13 protein-coding genes are annotated in these 15,433 nt (G+C 63.1%); 10 read left to right on the top strand and 3 right to left on the bottom strand.

Features of this window, described 5'->3' with window-relative positions:
• Positions 1-105 precede the first annotated feature (105 nt).
• A complete protein-coding gene (locus VGM61_RS05480; protein WP_331521724.1) occupies positions 106-447 on the top strand; it encodes a hypothetical protein in 342 nt (113 codons plus the stop codon).
• A gap of 9 nt (positions 448-456) precedes the next feature.
• Here the strand turns inward: VGM61_RS05480 and VGM61_RS05475 are convergent, their stop codons facing one another.
• The gene (locus VGM61_RS05475) at positions 457-3,513 is read right to left on the bottom strand and encodes a ligand-binding sensor domain-containing diguanylate cyclase (RefSeq protein WP_331521723.1); all 3,057 of its coding nucleotides are present in this window, start codon (positions 3,511-3,513) and stop codon (positions 457-459) included.
• Between the two features lie 271 nt (positions 3,514-3,784).
• On the opposite strand from VGM61_RS05475, the gene VGM61_RS05470 reads away from it, so the two are divergent.
• From VGM61_RS05470 to VGM61_RS05450, 5 genes are all read left to right on the top strand, one after another.
• Positions 3,785-6,337, top strand: coding sequence for an MGH1-like glycoside hydrolase domain-containing protein (locus VGM61_RS05470; protein ID WP_331521722.1), 2,553 nt, complete (start codon positions 3,785-3,787; stop codon positions 6,335-6,337).
• Positions 6,338-6,431: 94 nt separating this feature from the next.
• A complete protein-coding gene (locus tag VGM61_RS05465) occupies positions 6,432-6,614 on the top strand; it encodes a DUF3606 domain-containing protein (RefSeq protein ID WP_331521721.1) in 183 nt (60 codons plus the stop codon).
• Between the two features lie 66 nt (positions 6,615-6,680).
• Entirely contained in the window at positions 6,681-7,262 is a 582-nt protein-coding gene (locus VGM61_RS05460) for a LemA family protein (RefSeq protein WP_331521720.1), read from the top strand.
• Positions 7,263-7,280: 18 nt separating this feature from the next.
• On the top strand, positions 7,281-9,281 hold the full coding sequence (locus VGM61_RS05455; protein WP_331521719.1) for a M48 family metallopeptidase: 2,001 nt from the start codon (positions 7,281-7,283) through the stop codon (positions 9,279-9,281).
• A gap of 499 nt (positions 9,282-9,780) precedes the next feature.
• Positions 9,781-10,311: a hypothetical protein gene (locus VGM61_RS05450; RefSeq protein WP_331521718.1), complete on the top strand. Its 531-nt coding sequence runs from the start codon at positions 9,781-9,783 to the stop codon at positions 10,309-10,311.
• Here VGM61_RS05450 and VGM61_RS05445 read toward each other — a convergent pair.
• Both VGM61_RS05445 and VGM61_RS05440 read right to left on the bottom strand, forming a co-directional pair.
• The gene (locus tag VGM61_RS05445) at positions 10,308-11,177 is read right to left on the bottom strand and encodes an ion channel (protein WP_331521717.1); all 870 of its coding nucleotides are present in this window, start codon (positions 11,175-11,177) and stop codon (positions 10,308-10,310) included. The two genes, VGM61_RS05450 and VGM61_RS05445, sit on opposite strands and share 4 nt — an antisense overlap.
• A gap of 48 nt (positions 11,178-11,225) precedes the next feature.
• Positions 11,226-11,831, bottom strand: coding sequence for a hypothetical protein (locus VGM61_RS05440; protein ID WP_331521716.1), 606 nt, complete (start codon positions 11,829-11,831; stop codon positions 11,226-11,228).
• A 171-nt stretch (positions 11,832-12,002) separates the two neighbouring features.
• On the opposite strand from VGM61_RS05440, the gene VGM61_RS05435 reads away from it, so the two are divergent.
• From VGM61_RS05435 to VGM61_RS05420, 4 genes are all read left to right on the top strand, one after another.
• A complete protein-coding gene (locus VGM61_RS05435) occupies positions 12,003-12,599 on the top strand; it encodes a hypothetical protein (RefSeq protein ID WP_331521715.1) in 597 nt (198 codons plus the stop codon).
• Between the two features lie 64 nt (positions 12,600-12,663).
• Positions 12,664-13,047 carry a VOC family protein gene (locus VGM61_RS05430; RefSeq protein ID WP_331521714.1) on the top strand — a complete coding sequence of 128 codons (384 nt, stop codon included), beginning with the start codon at positions 12,664-12,666 and terminating at the stop codon, positions 13,045-13,047.
• Positions 13,048-13,227: 180 nt separating this feature from the next.
• Complete coding sequence (gene fic / locus VGM61_RS05425) at positions 13,228-14,334, top strand: protein adenylyltransferase Fic (protein WP_331521713.1); 1,107 nt, start codon at positions 13,228-13,230, stop codon at positions 14,332-14,334.
• 218 nt (positions 14,335-14,552) lie between these two features.
• Positions 14,553-15,356 carry an alpha/beta hydrolase gene (locus tag VGM61_RS05420; protein ID WP_331521712.1) on the top strand — a complete coding sequence of 268 codons (804 nt, stop codon included), beginning with the start codon at positions 14,553-14,555 and terminating at the stop codon, positions 15,354-15,356.
• Positions 15,357-15,433: the final 77 nt, after the last annotated feature.

Below are 15,433 nucleotides of genomic sequence, written 5' to 3'. Positions count from 1 at the left end.
GGGGGAAGACATGCGCTTGACAGCAGCCGAAGCCATGCTTAAGCCGGTGATGGAAGCCTCGTGCCGGTAACGGTCGATCATCGTTACGTCTGGACTGTCCATCGAATGATGGCGGCGTTCGTCGCGCTCTTCCTGGTGGTCAATGCATGCGAACTGCTGTTCGGACAGACGCATCGACCCATGTGGGAGTGGGCCCAGATATTCCTTCTGCTCGTGGTGGTGTTTGCCGGCCATATCTACCTGGCGATCGGTTCGTCGCAAGCGAGCGAACTGGCGCGGGTCTTGTCGCTTATCGCCGGAGTTCTCTACCTTTTCCTTTTTCCCGTGGGGACGGTCGTCGGCGCATTCCTGATCTACAAATGCCGAACACCGTGGCAGGAACTAAATCCGCGCGCGACCCAGGTCGTTTCCAATCCCACTGACAACAAACCCTGGAAGGGCTACTGATCGAAAAGATCAACCCACGACCAGCCGGTTACGCCCCGTACGCTTGGCGCGGTACATCGCTTCGTCCGCGCGGGAGATGAGCGTCGCGGCGGTTTCGCCTACGGCGAGCGTGGCGACGCCGGCGCTGGTGGTAAGCCGCAGGTGGCGCTCGCCATAGGGAATATCGAGCTGCTCGACGACAAGGCGGCAACGCTCGGCCATGCTTTCGGCTACCGGGCCGTCGGTCTGGGCCAGCACCACCATGATTTCCTCGCCACCGTAACGGCCTACCTTGTCGCCTTCACGGCAGGTGGCGGCAATCGCATCGGCGACGCGGCGGAGTACCTCATCGCCGGCCTGGTGGCCGTGGCGGTCATTGAGGGCCTTGAAACGGTCGAGGTCGAGCATCAGCAGCGAAACGGGAGAGCCGTCCTGGGGGCTGCGCGCGCAGGCGTCTTCGAGCGTGCGCATGATCGCGCGGCGATTGGCAAGGCCGGTGAGTTCATCCACGTTGGCCAGGAGGTCCAGACGGTCGTTGGCGGCGCGCAAATCCGCGGTGCGGGTTTCCACCAATGCAGCCAGGTGCCTGGCACGGCGACGCAGGTAGCGCGTACGCACGCGCAATGCCAGCCAGAACATCAGCGCCAGCGCGGCGATGGCCGCCACGCGCCACCGCCATTGTTCGAAGCCGCGGGGCTCCACGTCGATGGGCACCGCAGATTCGATCACCTGCGAGTGCAGGCCCGTGATCGCCACACGCATGCGCAGCGTGTAGTGCCCGCCGGGCAGGTTGGTATATACCGCGGTCGGCGGTACGCCCGCTTCGACCGCAATCCAGCCGTCGTCGAAGCCTTCCAGGCGATAGCTGTAGCGCATGTCGCCGGTGGCGGCGAAATCGAGCAGCGCAAAGCCGAAACGCACCGTGCGCGTGTCATCGTCGAGTGTCAGGGTCGAACCATCGCGTGGCATCGATGCGAAGGGACGCTCGCGCTCGTTGACGATCAGTGAGGTGATGCTCAACGGTGCCTGTACGCCGCCGCTGCGGTGACGCGAATCGGCGTCGGCGTCCACCACAGTGAGGCCGCCGATGCCGCCGAACAACAACTCACCGGCCGGACCCAGGCCCGCGGTGCGGTGATTGAAGAAGCGCGTGCGGTAGCCGTCGCGAAGTCCGAGCGCCTGCGCCTGTCTGGTGGCCGGGTCGTACACCGTCAGGCCGTTCGCCGTGGCGGCCCAGATGCGTCCGCGGCGGTCGGCCAGCAGCGAGGAGACATTGTCGCTGCCCAGCCCGTCCTTCTGGGTGATCGCTGAGAAATTGCGTGGCGCCTGGTTCTCGATCAGCTGGGCGACGCCGATGCCGCCGTAGGTACCGATCCATACGCGATGGTTGGAGGTAACAATGGAGCCGACGTAATCCTGCGGCAGGCTGGCGTCGTCAGCCGCGATGTTCTGCACGTTCTCGAATGCCGAAGCATCCTTGCGAAGGATGCTGATGCCGTTGGTGGTGGCGGCCCACACGCTGCCGTCGGCCATCGGCACCAGGTTGCGCACCTGATTGTCGGCCAGGCTGCGGGGGTCCTTGGCGTCATGCCGGAACAGTTCCGGCGGATGGCCATCGCGCAGGCGGTAAAGACCATCATAGGTACCCACCAGCAGCCCACCCTGGCAGGGGCACAGCGACAGGATCGGACGGGTGTCGAGTTCGGGCACATGGTAAGGAGTGGCTTTGAGCGTGGTCGGATCCATTGTCACCAGACCGCGCGCACCCAGTATCAGCCGTCCATCGGGTAGGGCGGCAATGGCCTTGACGTCCTGTCCGGCCTGGCCGCCACCAAGCGTGGTGCTACGGATGCGGCCGGTGGCCGGATCCACGCCAACTACCCGTCCCTGGTTGAAGCCCAGCCATACGGTGCCTGCGGTATCGGTGAACAGGCTACGGACATTCTCGTCCGCATCCATGCTGCCGCCGGGAAGGATTACGCTGCCGTCCAGCGTATAGACGCTGGGTGCACGCGTGTCGTGGCGTGACGCGCCCGATTCGGTCGCGACCCATATGCCGCCGGTGCGGTCTACCAGCAGGGCGCGCACGATGTTGCCGCCGATCGATGCGGGCTCGGCGCGGTTGTGGCGGATGACCGCCACTTCCCCGGTGTCGGGGTTATACGAAGCGATGCCCGCGCCGTCGGTGGCTACCCAGATGCGGCCGTCGGGCAATTCCAGGATGGCGCGTACCGTGCGGCGCTGGATTTGCTCGCTTTCGGCCGATAGGGCTTCCGGTGCGTGCACCTGGCCCTTGGCATCGAGGTACACCACGCCCTGCGAACCGCTGCCAAACCAGATCCGGCCGGTGCGGTCTTCGTCGATGGCCCAGATATCGTTGGCGAGCGCGGCAGCGCCGGCATCGTTGCCGGCGATGAAGCGGGCGAAAGCGTCCTGGCCAGCACGGCGCACGAACAGACCGCTATTGGTGCCAAGCCAGACATTCCCGCGGCTGTCTTCAAGCACCGAAAACGTTTTGGCGTCGGCTTTGAGCTGTGCATTGAGCTCCGGCGGCGCCTGTTCGAGCGTGGCGAGGTCGGCATGCAGGTGTGAAAGGCCATCCTGCGAGGCGATCCAGAAACCTCCTTCGCGATCGGGCGTCATGCCGAAGATACGCGCGCCGGTACCGGTCGCTGCCGAGCTGTCGTAGCGCACGAAGCGATTGGTCTTCGGATCGAAGCGTGCGAGGCCGCCGCTATTGGTGCCTATCAGCAGGCCGCCGTCGGGTAGTGGCAGCAGGTTGCGTATGTAGTTGTCCGGCAGGCTGTCGGGGTTATCGTCGTCCTGGCGGAACACTTGCGTGCGGTAACCATCGTACCGGGCCAATCCGCCCACCGTGCCGATCCAGACCAGCCCGCGCGCATTCTGGGCCAGCGCCGTGGTGGTGGGGTGGGGCAGGCCACGCTCGACGGTCAGGTGTTCGAAGTCGGCGTCGTGCCAACGTCCCCAGCTGCGCGCAATGGATTGCTCAGCCCATGCCGCGGACGGCAACAGGGCCGCCATGCACAGGCCGATCGTCGCCAACACAACGCCCCACCGCTTCACCATCCGGTCTTCAATCTCACTTGGCTGAACCGGTCGGCTCAAGTGGCCGATGGCTCGTCAATGAAGCCGGATGCGCCGGCCGTCCCCCTATTCCCACGCCGCGGGTCTTCTCCCGACGTGCGCACATGCGCGGAGCATGCCCGAGTTCACAAGAACTTGCAGTATCTCGTTCGAGGTCTTGCGTAACCTACTCATTCTATTATAGATGCTGGCGTAAAGCCTGCCTTTGCGGCCACAATCGGTCTGAAGGGTGGCCTTCGCACGGGGGATACGCATGATTTTGGGCAATCGCTTAATCCGGAACGGGTGCCTGGCACTCGCCCTCGTCTCCGCTGCCGCCCTTGCCCAGGATGATCCGGCCTCCCGCCTTGCCATCCATAGCGATGCCACCGGCCATGAACGTTTCCTGGCCGTGCATGGCCAACGCGCACTGATCCAGGGATTGAACGGCGGCGGCCTGGAAGTATTTGCCTTTCCCTTCCAGATCGTCGGCGGATTGCAGGCGGCCTTTCGCCACGAAGGTTCGGTGAGCCTGGTAGACAGCGCGAACCTGCTGCGCGGAATCGACTACGCGCCCGATGGTATTACCCGCACGTATGTCGGCACGGATTATGTGGTCCGCGAGACATTGTTCGTCCCTCGCGATGCAGCCGCCGCGGTTGTTACCTATAGCGTCGAAAGTCCGCATCCGCTGGATATCGTGGTGAGTTTCAACCCGGTGCTCGATCTCATGTGGCCTGGCAGCATCGGCGGCCAGTCGGTGAAGTGGGACGAGAAAGCGTCGGCTTACGTGCTGTTCGAGCCTTCCATGCGTTATGGCGCCTTCGTCGGATCACCGGATGTCGACGCGCACGACAAGCCGACCAACAACGCTCTGGAATCCAATGGTGGCCGCCAGCTTCGCCTGTCACTCAGGGCCGGCGGCAAGGGCGGCCATGATGCACGGCTGGCCTTTGGCATGCTCGAATCGGGCAATGCCGATGCAGGCGCGGCGGTGCGATCGGTGTTGTCGTCGTTGCCCGCCGCGCAGGCCGAGCAACACCGTCACGTGGACGAGGTGCTCGACGGGGGCATCCGCATCCACACCCCCGATGACGAAGTCAACAGCATGCTGTCGTGGGCGGCCATCGCGCTGGATCAGGCATGGGCTTGCAACCCTCAGCTCGGTTGCGGATTCCTTGCCGGATTCGGACCTTCCCGTGAAGCACGGCGCGCGCAATACGAGTGGTATTTCGCCGGCGACGGATTGATCGCCAACGACGCCATGATCGCCACCGGGCGTTATGCCCGGGCGCGCGAAGAACTGGAGTTCATCCTCAAACACCGCGACCAGAAAACCGGGATGATCTGGCACGAGATGAGCCAGAGCGCGGGCCTGATCGACTGGAGCCGCTATCCGTACATGTTCGTGCACGTGGACATCAGTTTCCAGTTCCTTTCCGCGGTGGACCGCTACGTGCGCGCCTCCGGCGATGTTCGCTTCGTCACCGAAAACTACGATGCGCTTGCGCAGGCGTATGCGTATGGCGCGGGCCTGGTTGGCAGCGGCGGCTATCCGCGAATTCCCCCTGGCAAGGAAGGACACAACGAACAGGACAAACTCGGCGATGAACTCTCCCTCTCCATCGCCTGGCAGCACGCGGCGGAGAGTTTCGCCCATCTTGCAACGTTGGCTGGCCACGCTGAGGATGCCGCGCGCGCCAGGACTGCCGCCGAACGAGCGCGCGCCGGGGTACTCAAGCGCTATTGGGTGAACGGCGCCTGGATCGATGCCTACACGCCTGAGGGCAAACCTGTGCATGCACACGGGGCTGAAGCGATGTCGCTGATCGACCTTCACGTGCTTTCCCCGGAACAGGAAAACGGGATACTGGACCAGCTGGCAACGGCGGATTTCCAGACCGACTGGGGTATGCGCAACATCCCGAAGTCCACACCCGGCGCCGATCCCAATTCCTATGCCAATGGCAGCGTCTGGGCCGTCCACACGGCGCATGTGGCTACGGCCTACTGGGCGGCCCATCGTCCCTGGACGGCATCGGCCATGTTCGATGCCCTGGTGGCCTGGAACCGACTCGACTCCCCGGGTCATATCCATGAGTTGGCGGCAGGCGACATCTGGCATCAACAGGTGGAATCGGTTCCAGAGCAAACCTGGTCATCCTCGGGCGTGCTGACGATGGCGGTGGATGGCCTGCTGGGCCTCTCTTTCCCCGCCGGCCAGGCGGTAAGTTTTTCCCCGCATCTGCCAGCCGCGTGGGATGACGTCGGGGCGGACAACATTCCCGTCCCGGGTGGCAAACTCGGTATCCGCATGTCGCGGACGGCCAAGGGGTTTGCCTTCGATATCGGAAACAGCGGGTCACCGATCCCCATCGCCTTGTCGCCCCAGCTTCCCCTGGGTGCGCATCTGCTTGGCGCAACCGTGGAAGGACGGGCGGTCCAGGCCTCGGTGACGAGCCATGGCGAGGAGTCCCATGCCTCCCTGGACGTCGACGCGGTGAAGGGCAATACCCACGTTGAGCTGACGTTTGAGGGTGGCGTCGATATCGGGGTACCCCGCGTGGTCCCCGTTCCAGGGGACACCAGCAAGGGTGCGAAGATCATCAAAATTCACCTGGCAGCCTCTGTTCTCACCATCCAGGCCGATGTCACTGATTCGCCCGTCTCCACGATTCGTATACGTGCCCACGGGATAATCCCGACTGCTGACGGGGCCGACGTGCGTCGCGTGACCGCAGACAGCTTCGACATCACCCCGAAGATGTCGGGCCGGTCCGGCTACCGCCACATCAATCTGGTCGTTCGCCTCGCCCCCGGCGGGTAGGAGACCGGCCTCGGGGGAGCGATTTCTGGCGGTGTTTTTCCCGGTCATGGGTAAACTGGGCTGCGTGTGTCGGCGGCCCCACGGAGGGAGCACAGTGGGCAACAGCAATCACATCGATTTCAACGACGAAACGGCCGTGGCCTATTGGTGCGGTGCGTTCTGCTGCAGTCCCCATGACCTGCGCCAGGCCGCCGAAGTACTCGGTACCGACGAGGCCGCATCGATCGGCATGCTGCTGGCCGAGCCCGCCAGGCGGTCGGTGCCCGATACCCCCTGATCCCTAACAGCCGATGCGCTATGCTCGCAGCGACAGGCGTGGGGGACACGCCGCGAGGGACAAGCCATGGTAACGATCATCCTCCTGGTCATCGTCGTCGCGCTGGTTGCGTACGCGGTATCCATCTACAACGGGCTCGTCACCGCGAAGAACGGTTACAAGAACGCCTTCGCCCAGATCGACGTACAGCTCACCCGACGGCACGACCTCATCCCGAACCTGGTGGAAACGGCCAAGGGCTACCTGGCCCATGAGCGCGGTACGCTCGAAGAGGTGATCCAGGCGCGTAACGCCGCCGTTTCAGGCCTGGCCGCGGCCAAGGCCAATCCGGGCGACCCCGCCGCCATGCAGAACCTCTCCGCCAGCGAGAATTCGCTTACGCAAGGCCTGGGCCGGTTGTTTGCGCTGAGCGAGGCCTATCCGGACCTCAAAGCCAACACCACGATGATGCAGTTGTCCGAGGAGCTTACCTCCACCGAGAACCGCGTCGCCTTCGCACGCCAGGCCTATAACGACTCGGTGATGACCTACAACAACCGTCGCGAGACGTTCCCCGGCTCGCTGCTGGCCGGTGGCTTCCCGGTCGCCGAACCGCTGGCGCTGGAGAACCCCGCCGCGCGCGAAGCGCCGAAGGTCTCGTTTACCTAAGCCTTCGGCCGTCCAGGCATGGATTTCTTCGCCCAGCAGGCACGGATGCGCGGCACCAGCCGCCGCCTGGTGTTCCTGTTCGTGCTGGCCATCGTCGGCATCGTCTTCGTGGTCGATGCCGTGGTGTGGTTTGCCTGGGGCCACCAGCGCACGCCTGACGGCGCCCAGGTGCAGTCGTCAGTGGGGCTGTTGGTGATGAGTTCGGCTGCGGTGCTCGCAGTGATCGCCGGCGCTACCTTGTTCCGCATGGCCAGCCTCCGCGGCGGCGGTTCGGCCGTGGCGCTGCAAATGGGGGCAAAGCAGATTCCGCCCGACACCAACGATCCTGACCTGCGCCGCCTGCGCAATGTGATCGAGGAAGTAGCCATCGCTGCCGGCGTACCGATGCCCGACATCTTCATCATGGAAGAAGAGATGGGCATCAATGCGTTCGCCGCGGGCTATGCGCCGACCGACGCTGCCGTTTGTGTCACGCGTGGCGCACTGGCCATGCTTACCCGCGATGAATTGCAGGGTGTGATCGCGCATGAGTTCTCGCACGTGATCAACGGCGACATGCGCCTGAACATCAAATTGATGGGCCTGCTGTTCGGCATCCTGGTGCTCACCATCATCGGGCGGCAGGTCCTGTGGTGGGGCCCGGGAGCCGGCCGCAAGCGCGACAACAATGGCATTGTGCTGGTGGGCCTGGCGCTGGTGGTGGCCGGATGGATCGGCTATTTCTTCGCCCGGTTGATCCAGGCCGCCGTGGCGCGTTCGCGGGAGAGCCTGGCCGACGCTTCGGCGGTGCAGTTCACCCGGCAGACCACAGGTATCGCCGGTGCACTGAAGAAGATCGCCCGCGCCGAGGAGGGTTCGCGGCTACAGCGTGCCAACGCGCAGGAAGTGGCGCACATGCTGTTCGGCGAGGCTGGGCGTTTCAATTCACTGTTCGCCACGCACCCGCCGATCTACGACCGTATTCGTGCTCTGGAGCCGGGCTTCGATGCCCAGGCGCTGGAGCGTGAACCGCCGCCGGAGCCTTTGTATCGGCAGGCCGATGAGCCGCCGCCGGCGCCAGCGGGCTCGCATCGCTCACCCTGGGATGCCGTGACGGGGCAGGGTGGTTCGGGCCCAGTCGTGCCGATCCCCGGCATCACCGACCCACGTTCACCACTGAATATTCCCGGCGTGATGATCGCAGCCGGTGCGGGCCTGGCGTCCCAGGCCGGCGCTCCCGCCGCGGTGGCGGCGCAGGTGGGCTCCGCCGATGCGTCCGACCTTCAGCGTGCCGAGGAGATCCGCAAGGGTCTTCCACAGGACCTGCGCCAGGCCGTGCGCAATTCGGAGAAAGCGCAGGCGGTTCTGCTGGCCATGGCGCTGGGCAATGGACCCCAGCGAGAGGCCCAGCTGAAGATCATCGACAGCATCGGCGGCCAGGAGCCGCGCGCCGAAGTGCTGGCGGTGGAATCGATGGTACGGGCATTGGATCCCTCGCAGCGCCTGCCGATCGCCTCGCTCGCCTTCCCGGCATTGAGGCGGTGGTCCAATCGCGCGATCACGGTGTTGATCAATGCGTTGAACCAGATGGTGCGCGCGGACGGTCAGGTAGACCTGGACGAATACTGTCTGGTGAAATTGGTGACAGTGCAGCTGTCCGAGGCGCTGAACCCGCGGAATATTCCCCTGCCGGGGACGGGCAAGCTTGCCGCCGCGCGCGGCAGTTTTGCCCTGGTCAGCGCCGTGGTGGCGCAGTTCGGCAACGACGATCCGCTGGCCGCGCGCAAGGCGTGGCAGGCTGGCATGAGCGAGGCGCTGGCAGGCGATACGTCCGCCTACGCGCCGCCGCCGGACGACTGGCAGGGTGCGCTGGATGCAGCGCTCGCCGAACTCGACCGCCTGGCGCCGATGTCCAAGGAGCTCGTGGTTCGCGGCCTTACCAGCGTGGTGATGGCTGACGGTACGTTGCGGCGGGTGGAGGCGGAACTGCTGCGGGTGATCTGCGCCACCTTGCATTGTCCTCTGCCGGCTTTGGTTTGACTCCAAACCTTAAGGAACGACAGGACATCTGGGCGCGCGTCAAGGTTGGCACCATGGTAAAAATCGGCCCATAAGCGCAGCGATGCGGCTACGGTTTTTTTGACATATATGGCAAATTTCGACTAACTCCGGCCATTTTTTGCCATATATGTCAAATGCAGGGACTTCCCGAATCAGGCGCGGCCGAAGCCGTTCGTGCCCACCGGTTCGCTGGTCGGCCTTCGCGTGGAGCGTATAACCGGTTCGTGACGCTATCGGTTTATGCGCAAGGCCCTGCTCTTGCGTAACTACCCCTCGTTCCCGCAAGATCCTTCCATCCGCGGCACGGAGCCGCTGGGATTCGGGGGAATCCATGCACGCATTCGTTCGATCGCTCGCCCTTCCAGCCTGCGGGCTGATCACTTTGATGTCTGGTTGCGTGGCGGGGACCAAGACGCCCATGCCCACGGGCGCGTCTTCCACTCTGGAAGGCAGGTCGCTTACGTATGCAACGCACACGATGCCCGATTTCGCCGCTTTCACGGCGGGAAAAGCCACATTTGGCATGATCGGTGGCGCGATGATGATTTCCGCCGGCAACGCAATAGTTCTGGAAAACCACGTTCCTGATCCTTCCGTCGGCCTGCGCGAAAGACTGGGCGCAAAGCTGCAGTCGGCGCATCACATGCCGCTGGTAGTTACCGGCCCGGGTGATGACGCTACGAGCAAGCTGTCTGAACTCGTGGCGAAACACCATGGCGCTGACTACCTGTTGGATGTCGAGACCCTGGGTTGGGGCTTCTACTACTTTCCCACGGATTGGTCGCATTACAGGGTCTCGTACGTGGCCCATGTGCGTCTGATCGACCTTCACTCCGGTCACATCGTGGCAGAGTCCACGTGCAAGACATCAGCTGGTGATGGCAAGGGCGAAAAAGCGCCCTCCCGGGATGAACTCCTGGCCAACCGAGCGGCACTGTTGAAGTCCGATGGCAGTCACTTCATCGATACCTGCGAGCAGACGCTGGCGCGGGAAGGAGTGTTGATCTAGGCGTCCAGCGCCCGGGTCTCGTGCAGCCGCCGCAGATCCAGGTGCAATATGCCTTCGATATCGGTCACCACGTCGGCGAACTGGTGGTCGATGAGGATGTCCTTGCGGCCGTAGCTGTGGCTGCCCTGCGACTGCGTCGCCAGCAGGGTATCCACGCCGCTCACCATCGCCGCCAGGATGAAACGCTCGTTGCTTGCAAGGGCCTTGAGTAGGTCGCTGCCGGGTTCGAGCAGGTGCACGAGCATCCACGACAGGCTGAGCATCGGGTTGTGTGAATGAACCAGCGTCAGTTCCACCAGCCGCCGGTAGGTGCCGCCGTTGGGCTCGTCCACGCGTTGCAACCATGACAGCTGGGCGTTGACGTCGGCCAGCGGGCGAGTGCGGATCGACGCCATGCGCACCATCAGCGCCGGTTCGCCCCGGAACAGGCCGATCACGGCGACCTTGCTGAAGACGATGCTGGCACGCGGACGCGAGAAGCGGGCGAAGATCAGGCCGGTGTTGGTGGCCGTAAAGAACAGGCCCAGCAGGATCTCGAAGGCGGCGATCGAATGCCCCAGGTGGCTGGCCGGCGCCATGTTGCCGTAGCCCACGGTGGCCAGGGTTTCGACCGAGAAGAAAAAGCCATCGGCGAAGGAATGCGGTACGGCATTGGCTATGGCGCCCGGAAAGGACGCGTATATCGTGCCGAATACAACATTGATGCCGATGAACACCAGGGTGACCAGGCCGACGAAGGTTGGCCAGGTCATTTCCATCGTGCGGTAATAAAGGTCGCTGAGCGGATGCGGGCCACCGACCTTGAAGGCCTGGAAGCCGCCGAGGTCGATGCGTTGCCGGTGGGGATGTTTTTTGAAGGGAGCCATGCGCCTAGTATGCAACGTTCGCCAGGCCTGTCAGGGACTGCGGGTCGGTCAGGGAATGGAAGATGCCGGGTCGATGTTGTCCGGAACTTCGGTAAGCGTGGCGGCCGAAGGCGGTCGTGGATAGACGAGGTCTACCTCGGGGGTTTCTGACAGCGAGCGCATGAAGTCCTCGACTTCCCGCCTGGAGGACAGCACCACCACCCGCTTGGCGCCACGCGTGGCATCCAGTTGCTGCATCAGCGCCGGACGACGCATGTCGGGGTAGGTGAGGATCCACCATACGAACGACAGGTCCAGCCGCTCCCTGCAGCCCTCAGCACCGACATCCGGCCGCACATGGCCCCGGTACTGCCACCAGCGGCGAAGCACGCGCCACAGGCATAGCAGGCGGGGCATGTCGAGGAACACCACGGTGTCGCAGGCGGCAATGCGGCGCTCCAGGGTGCCGCCGTAGTTGCCGTCCATTACCCAGGCGTCCTCCGACAGCAGGCGGGCCACCGTGGTGGACCAGGCGTTCTTCGTCGGTTCCGTCCAGTTCGGCAGCCAGTAATGGGTATCGAGGTGGATCAGAGGCAGGTCTAGCTCACTGGACAGCCGACGGGCAAACGCCGACTTGCCGGCACCACCAGACCCGACCACTAGGACGCGCTTCATGCAGGTGTTCTCCGTAGTCCCCTGTCCGGCAGATCGGATCCTCTGAAGGATCCCGCCGCATTTTGAGCATAGTTTGCGACATTTTGCCCAGGGAATCTGCGACCGTTACTAAAGACATCGCCGATGTCGCACCGCATCATGGTCGGGTTGCCCTAAATGGGGCGACCGGGCATGGAAACCCGTTGCGGTGCGGGCGGCGTCACGATGTGGCGTCGTCCGCGCGCTGCCTATGGCGGCGTGCTGGGCAGGTTTATCCTGGCCGTTCACCGTTGCGGTTTCCATCCTGGCACGCCGCCACCCCATCCGGGGTGGCGGATCGCCCCGGAGCTAAGGATGGCTTGCCCCGACAATACCGAACGCCAGGCCCTGATCGGGCAGGTCATGGAGGGTTCCGCCCGGATGGAGGTGGCCCTGGAAAGCTGCATCCGCGCCTGCCTGGATACGCCCCGCCCGGAAATGTTCGCTCCATTGTTGCTCAAGCAGACCTTTCGCCAACAGGTGGAGGTTCTGGAGGAGACAGCTGCGCTACTTTTCGAGCGGCATCATCCGACGTACATCGCCTTTCGCCGATGGCTGCGCCGCCTCGAGCGGCTGCGGCGGCGACGGAATGCCCTGGTACATGTGCTGCTGCGGCTGGATGCCAGCCTTGCCAATGTGGGGCAGCTTCGCGCTGAAGTCGTGCGCCTGGAAGAGGAGTGCGAAGCTGCCGACGGATGGGCGTCGCTGCTGGCTGCCCGTGTCGAAGCAAGTCGGGTGCTGACGTCCTAGGCGATTTTTCTGTCATTGAAGATGATGCATGCTCAGCGTTTCGACATGTTGACGGAGGTCATCCATGGTTTCGAAAGTATCGACATTCCTGATGTTCGAGGGCGACGCCGAAGAGGCAATGGACTTCTACGTATCACTTTTCCCCGGGTCGACGGTGGAAAGTGTGAAGCGTTATGGCGCTGGAGAGCCGGGTCTCGAAGGCAGCATCAAGGTGGCCTCGTTCCAGATTCACGGCCACTCATTCATGTGCTCGGACTCGCCGGTAAAGCACGACTTCACCTTCACCCCTTCGATATCGGTGTTCATCGATTACGACGACGACCAGGAACTGGCCCAGGCCTTCGAGAGGTTGTCCGCCGGCGGCAAGGTTTACATGCCGCTGGACAACTACGGCTTCAGCCGGCGATTCGGCTGGGTCGGTGATCGGTTTGGGTGTCGTGGCAGTTGAACTTGCCAAACTTATTTACTGCATAGTAATCAATTACTTGACGGGATTTCTCGGCGCTTGGTATTTATCGGCTTGTTTCATATGTCGATTTTTTGTTGAAAAATCGACACGTTTTCAAGTAGTGTCGATGACATCGACATATCCCAATAACGTGTCGAAAAAAACTGGTTTTATAGACATATGCCTTTTGACGCACGCCGACCCTATAACGACCTCTCGACCCTCCCTCCGAAGGTCGTGCTGGAGACCAAGTCGGTGCTCAAACGTTGCATCGAGGGCAGGGCCGCGCTTGCAGAGCTAAAGGCCGTAGGCGCCTTGTTGCCTAACCAGGCTGTCCTCATCAACACCATTCCCCTGCTTGAGGCCCAGGCGAGCAGCGAGATCGAGAACATCGTCACCACGGGTGATGCGCTTTTCAAGTTCTCTCAATTCGAAGAACTGGCCCATGACCCGGCCACCAAGGAGGCGCTGCGCTATCGCGCTGCACTGCGGGAAGGCTTCGACTCGCTTGCAGTGCGTCCCCTTTGCACAAATACCGCCGTGGACATCTGCAGCACCTTGCAGGGGCGGTTTATGGATGTGCGCAAAATTCCCGGCACGGCTCTTACCAATGCGTCCACGGGCGAGGTGGTCTACACCCCGCCCGACGGCGAAGCGTTGTTGCGTCAGAAGCTTGCCAACTGGGAGCAGTTCATACACGAAGCCTCCGATGTGGATCCGTTGGTCAGGATGATCGTCGCCCACTATCAGTTCGAGGCTATCCATCCCTTTCTCGATGGCAATGGCCGTACAGGGCGTGTATTGAACCTGCTGGTGCTGGTGCAAGAAGGATTGCTGGATCTGCCGGTGCTTTACCTGTCGCGCTACATCCTTCGGCACCGGAACGACTATTACCGATTGCTGCTCGCGGTGACGGTAAACGGCGCGTGGGAAGAATGGATTATTTTCATGCTCGATGCGGTGATCGACACTGCTCGATGGACCGCGGCGAAAATCTGGGCCATTCGCGACCTCCAGGCACGTGCCGTGGAGTTTGTCAGAGTCAGGGCCGGCGCGATCTATACGCGAGAACTCGTCGACGTACTGTTCGAGCAGCCCTACTGCCGCATCCAGAACCTTGTCGATGCGGGCATCGCCAGGCGCCAGACGGCGTCAGTGTATCTAAAACAACTTGTCGACCTTGGTATGTTAGGTGAGATCAAGGTAGGTCGCGAGAAGCTCTTCATCCACAAGAATTTCATGCAATTGTTGATGACGGACCACAAGGCTGTGCTTACTTACGGCTGACACCTGTCACGCCGGCCTTCCATGCTCTGCTCCATAGATCGCCAGATAACCATCCAGGTCGGGGGTGCGAAGGCCGAGTGTTTCCAGGATGGCGGCCATGAAGGTCACTGGTGCGGCTCCTGATGCCGTGATGGGATGTCTCCTGGCGCGAGGCGTTGAATCCGTTGTCGAACCGGGAGATTATCAACTCGGGCGTCTTCGAGCCCTCAAGGGGGTCCGTGGACGCCATACCGACTCGACCGGCCCGCCGGCGACGCCGCCTTTGGTTCGGCGAGCGCACGATCGCGCTGCTGCTTACCGTGCTGCTCGCCCTGGCGGTGACCGGCTTGATCCTGCACGACGTGGAGCGCAGCCTGCTTTACCCGGCCCCGCCACAGACCGAGGCCTGGGGAACCGAGGTGCTCAAGCGCCCCGACGTGGTGCTTCGCGGCTGGATCGTCCGGCCGGACGCCGCCGATGCCTGGGTGGTGTTCGGTGGCAACGGGCTGGCGCTGCCTCCGGTGGGTCGTGCCTGGCAGGGGTGCACGGAGCGCGCGATCTACCTGGTGCCGTATCGTGGCTATGAAGGGCAGGAAGGGCGGCCGGGCGAGAAGGACATGGTGGCGGATGGCATAGCCCTGGTTCGTCAGGCCCAGCAGGCGCATCGCCATGTCGGCATCATCGGAGTCAGCCTGGGTACGGGTGTCGCCACCCAGGTCGCCGTGCAGGCGCGGCCGGACAAATTGCTGCTGGTCACACCGTACGATCGCATGGATCTCGTGGCCCAGGATTATTTGCCCCAATGGCCCGTGAAGTGGATAGTCAGCGACACTTACGACAGCGCCAGTGCAGCGGCGAAACTGGGCGATCTTCCCGTGGCGTTCCTGCAGGCTGATCATGACGAGATCATCGCTGCCGAACGAACACGTGGCTTGGCCGCGGCGCTTCCCGTGCCTCCGTCGCCGTGGATGCACGTGTCGACCACCCACAATGGCGTTTGGAATGAGCCGGAGTTGTGCAGCTTTGTGAGACAGGGGAAGTGAGACGTTGCAGGAGTTTCGGACTTGCTCGGCACCTTGCGACCACTCACCACATCTCGCCTCGTGTGTATGATTAAATC

Source organism: Pinirhizobacter sp. (genome assembly GCF_036499745.1).
Classification (GTDB): Bacteria; Pseudomonadota; Gammaproteobacteria; order Xanthomonadales; family Rhodanobacteraceae; genus Pinirhizobacter.
Note: the sequence above shows the minus strand (reverse complement) of the source record. Positions and strands in the feature narration are given on the sequence as shown.

What these genes read in the sequence shown, in the direction of transcription:
- VGM61_RS05450 (WP_331521718.1), top strand. Translation starts at nt 9,781, where the DNA reads ATGCCCGATTTCGCCGCTTTCACGGCGGGAAAAGCCACATTTGGCATG.
- VGM61_RS05430 (WP_331521714.1), top strand. Translation starts at nt 12,664, where the DNA reads ATGGTTTCGAAAGTATCGACATTCCTGATGTTCGAGGGCGACGCCGAA.
- VGM61_RS05480 (WP_331521724.1), top strand. Translation starts at nt 106, where the DNA reads ATGATGGCGGCGTTCGTCGCGCTCTTCCTGGTGGTCAATGCATGCGAA.
- VGM61_RS05440 (WP_331521716.1), bottom strand. Translation starts at nt 11,831, where the DNA reads ATGAAGCGCGTCCTAGTGGTCGGGTCTGGTGGTGCCGGCAAGTCGGCG.
- VGM61_RS05460 (WP_331521720.1), top strand. Translation starts at nt 6,681, where the DNA reads ATGGTAACGATCATCCTCCTGGTCATCGTCGTCGCGCTGGTTGCGTAC.
- fic (WP_331521713.1), top strand. Translation starts at nt 13,228, where the DNA reads ATGCCTTTTGACGCACGCCGACCCTATAACGACCTCTCGACCCTCCCT.
- VGM61_RS05445 (WP_331521717.1), bottom strand. Translation starts at nt 11,177, where the DNA reads ATGGCTCCCTTCAAAAAACATCCCCACCGGCAACGCATCGACCTCGGC.
- VGM61_RS05475 (WP_331521723.1), bottom strand. Translation starts at nt 3,513, where the DNA reads ATGGTGAAGCGGTGGGGCGTTGTGTTGGCGACGATCGGCCTGTGCATG.
- VGM61_RS05455 (WP_331521719.1), top strand. Translation starts at nt 7,281, where the DNA reads ATGGATTTCTTCGCCCAGCAGGCACGGATGCGCGGCACCAGCCGCCGC.
- VGM61_RS05435 (WP_331521715.1), top strand. Translation starts at nt 12,003, where the DNA reads ATGGAAACCCGTTGCGGTGCGGGCGGCGTCACGATGTGGCGTCGTCCG.
- VGM61_RS05470 (WP_331521722.1), top strand. Translation starts at nt 3,785, where the DNA reads ATGATTTTGGGCAATCGCTTAATCCGGAACGGGTGCCTGGCACTCGCC.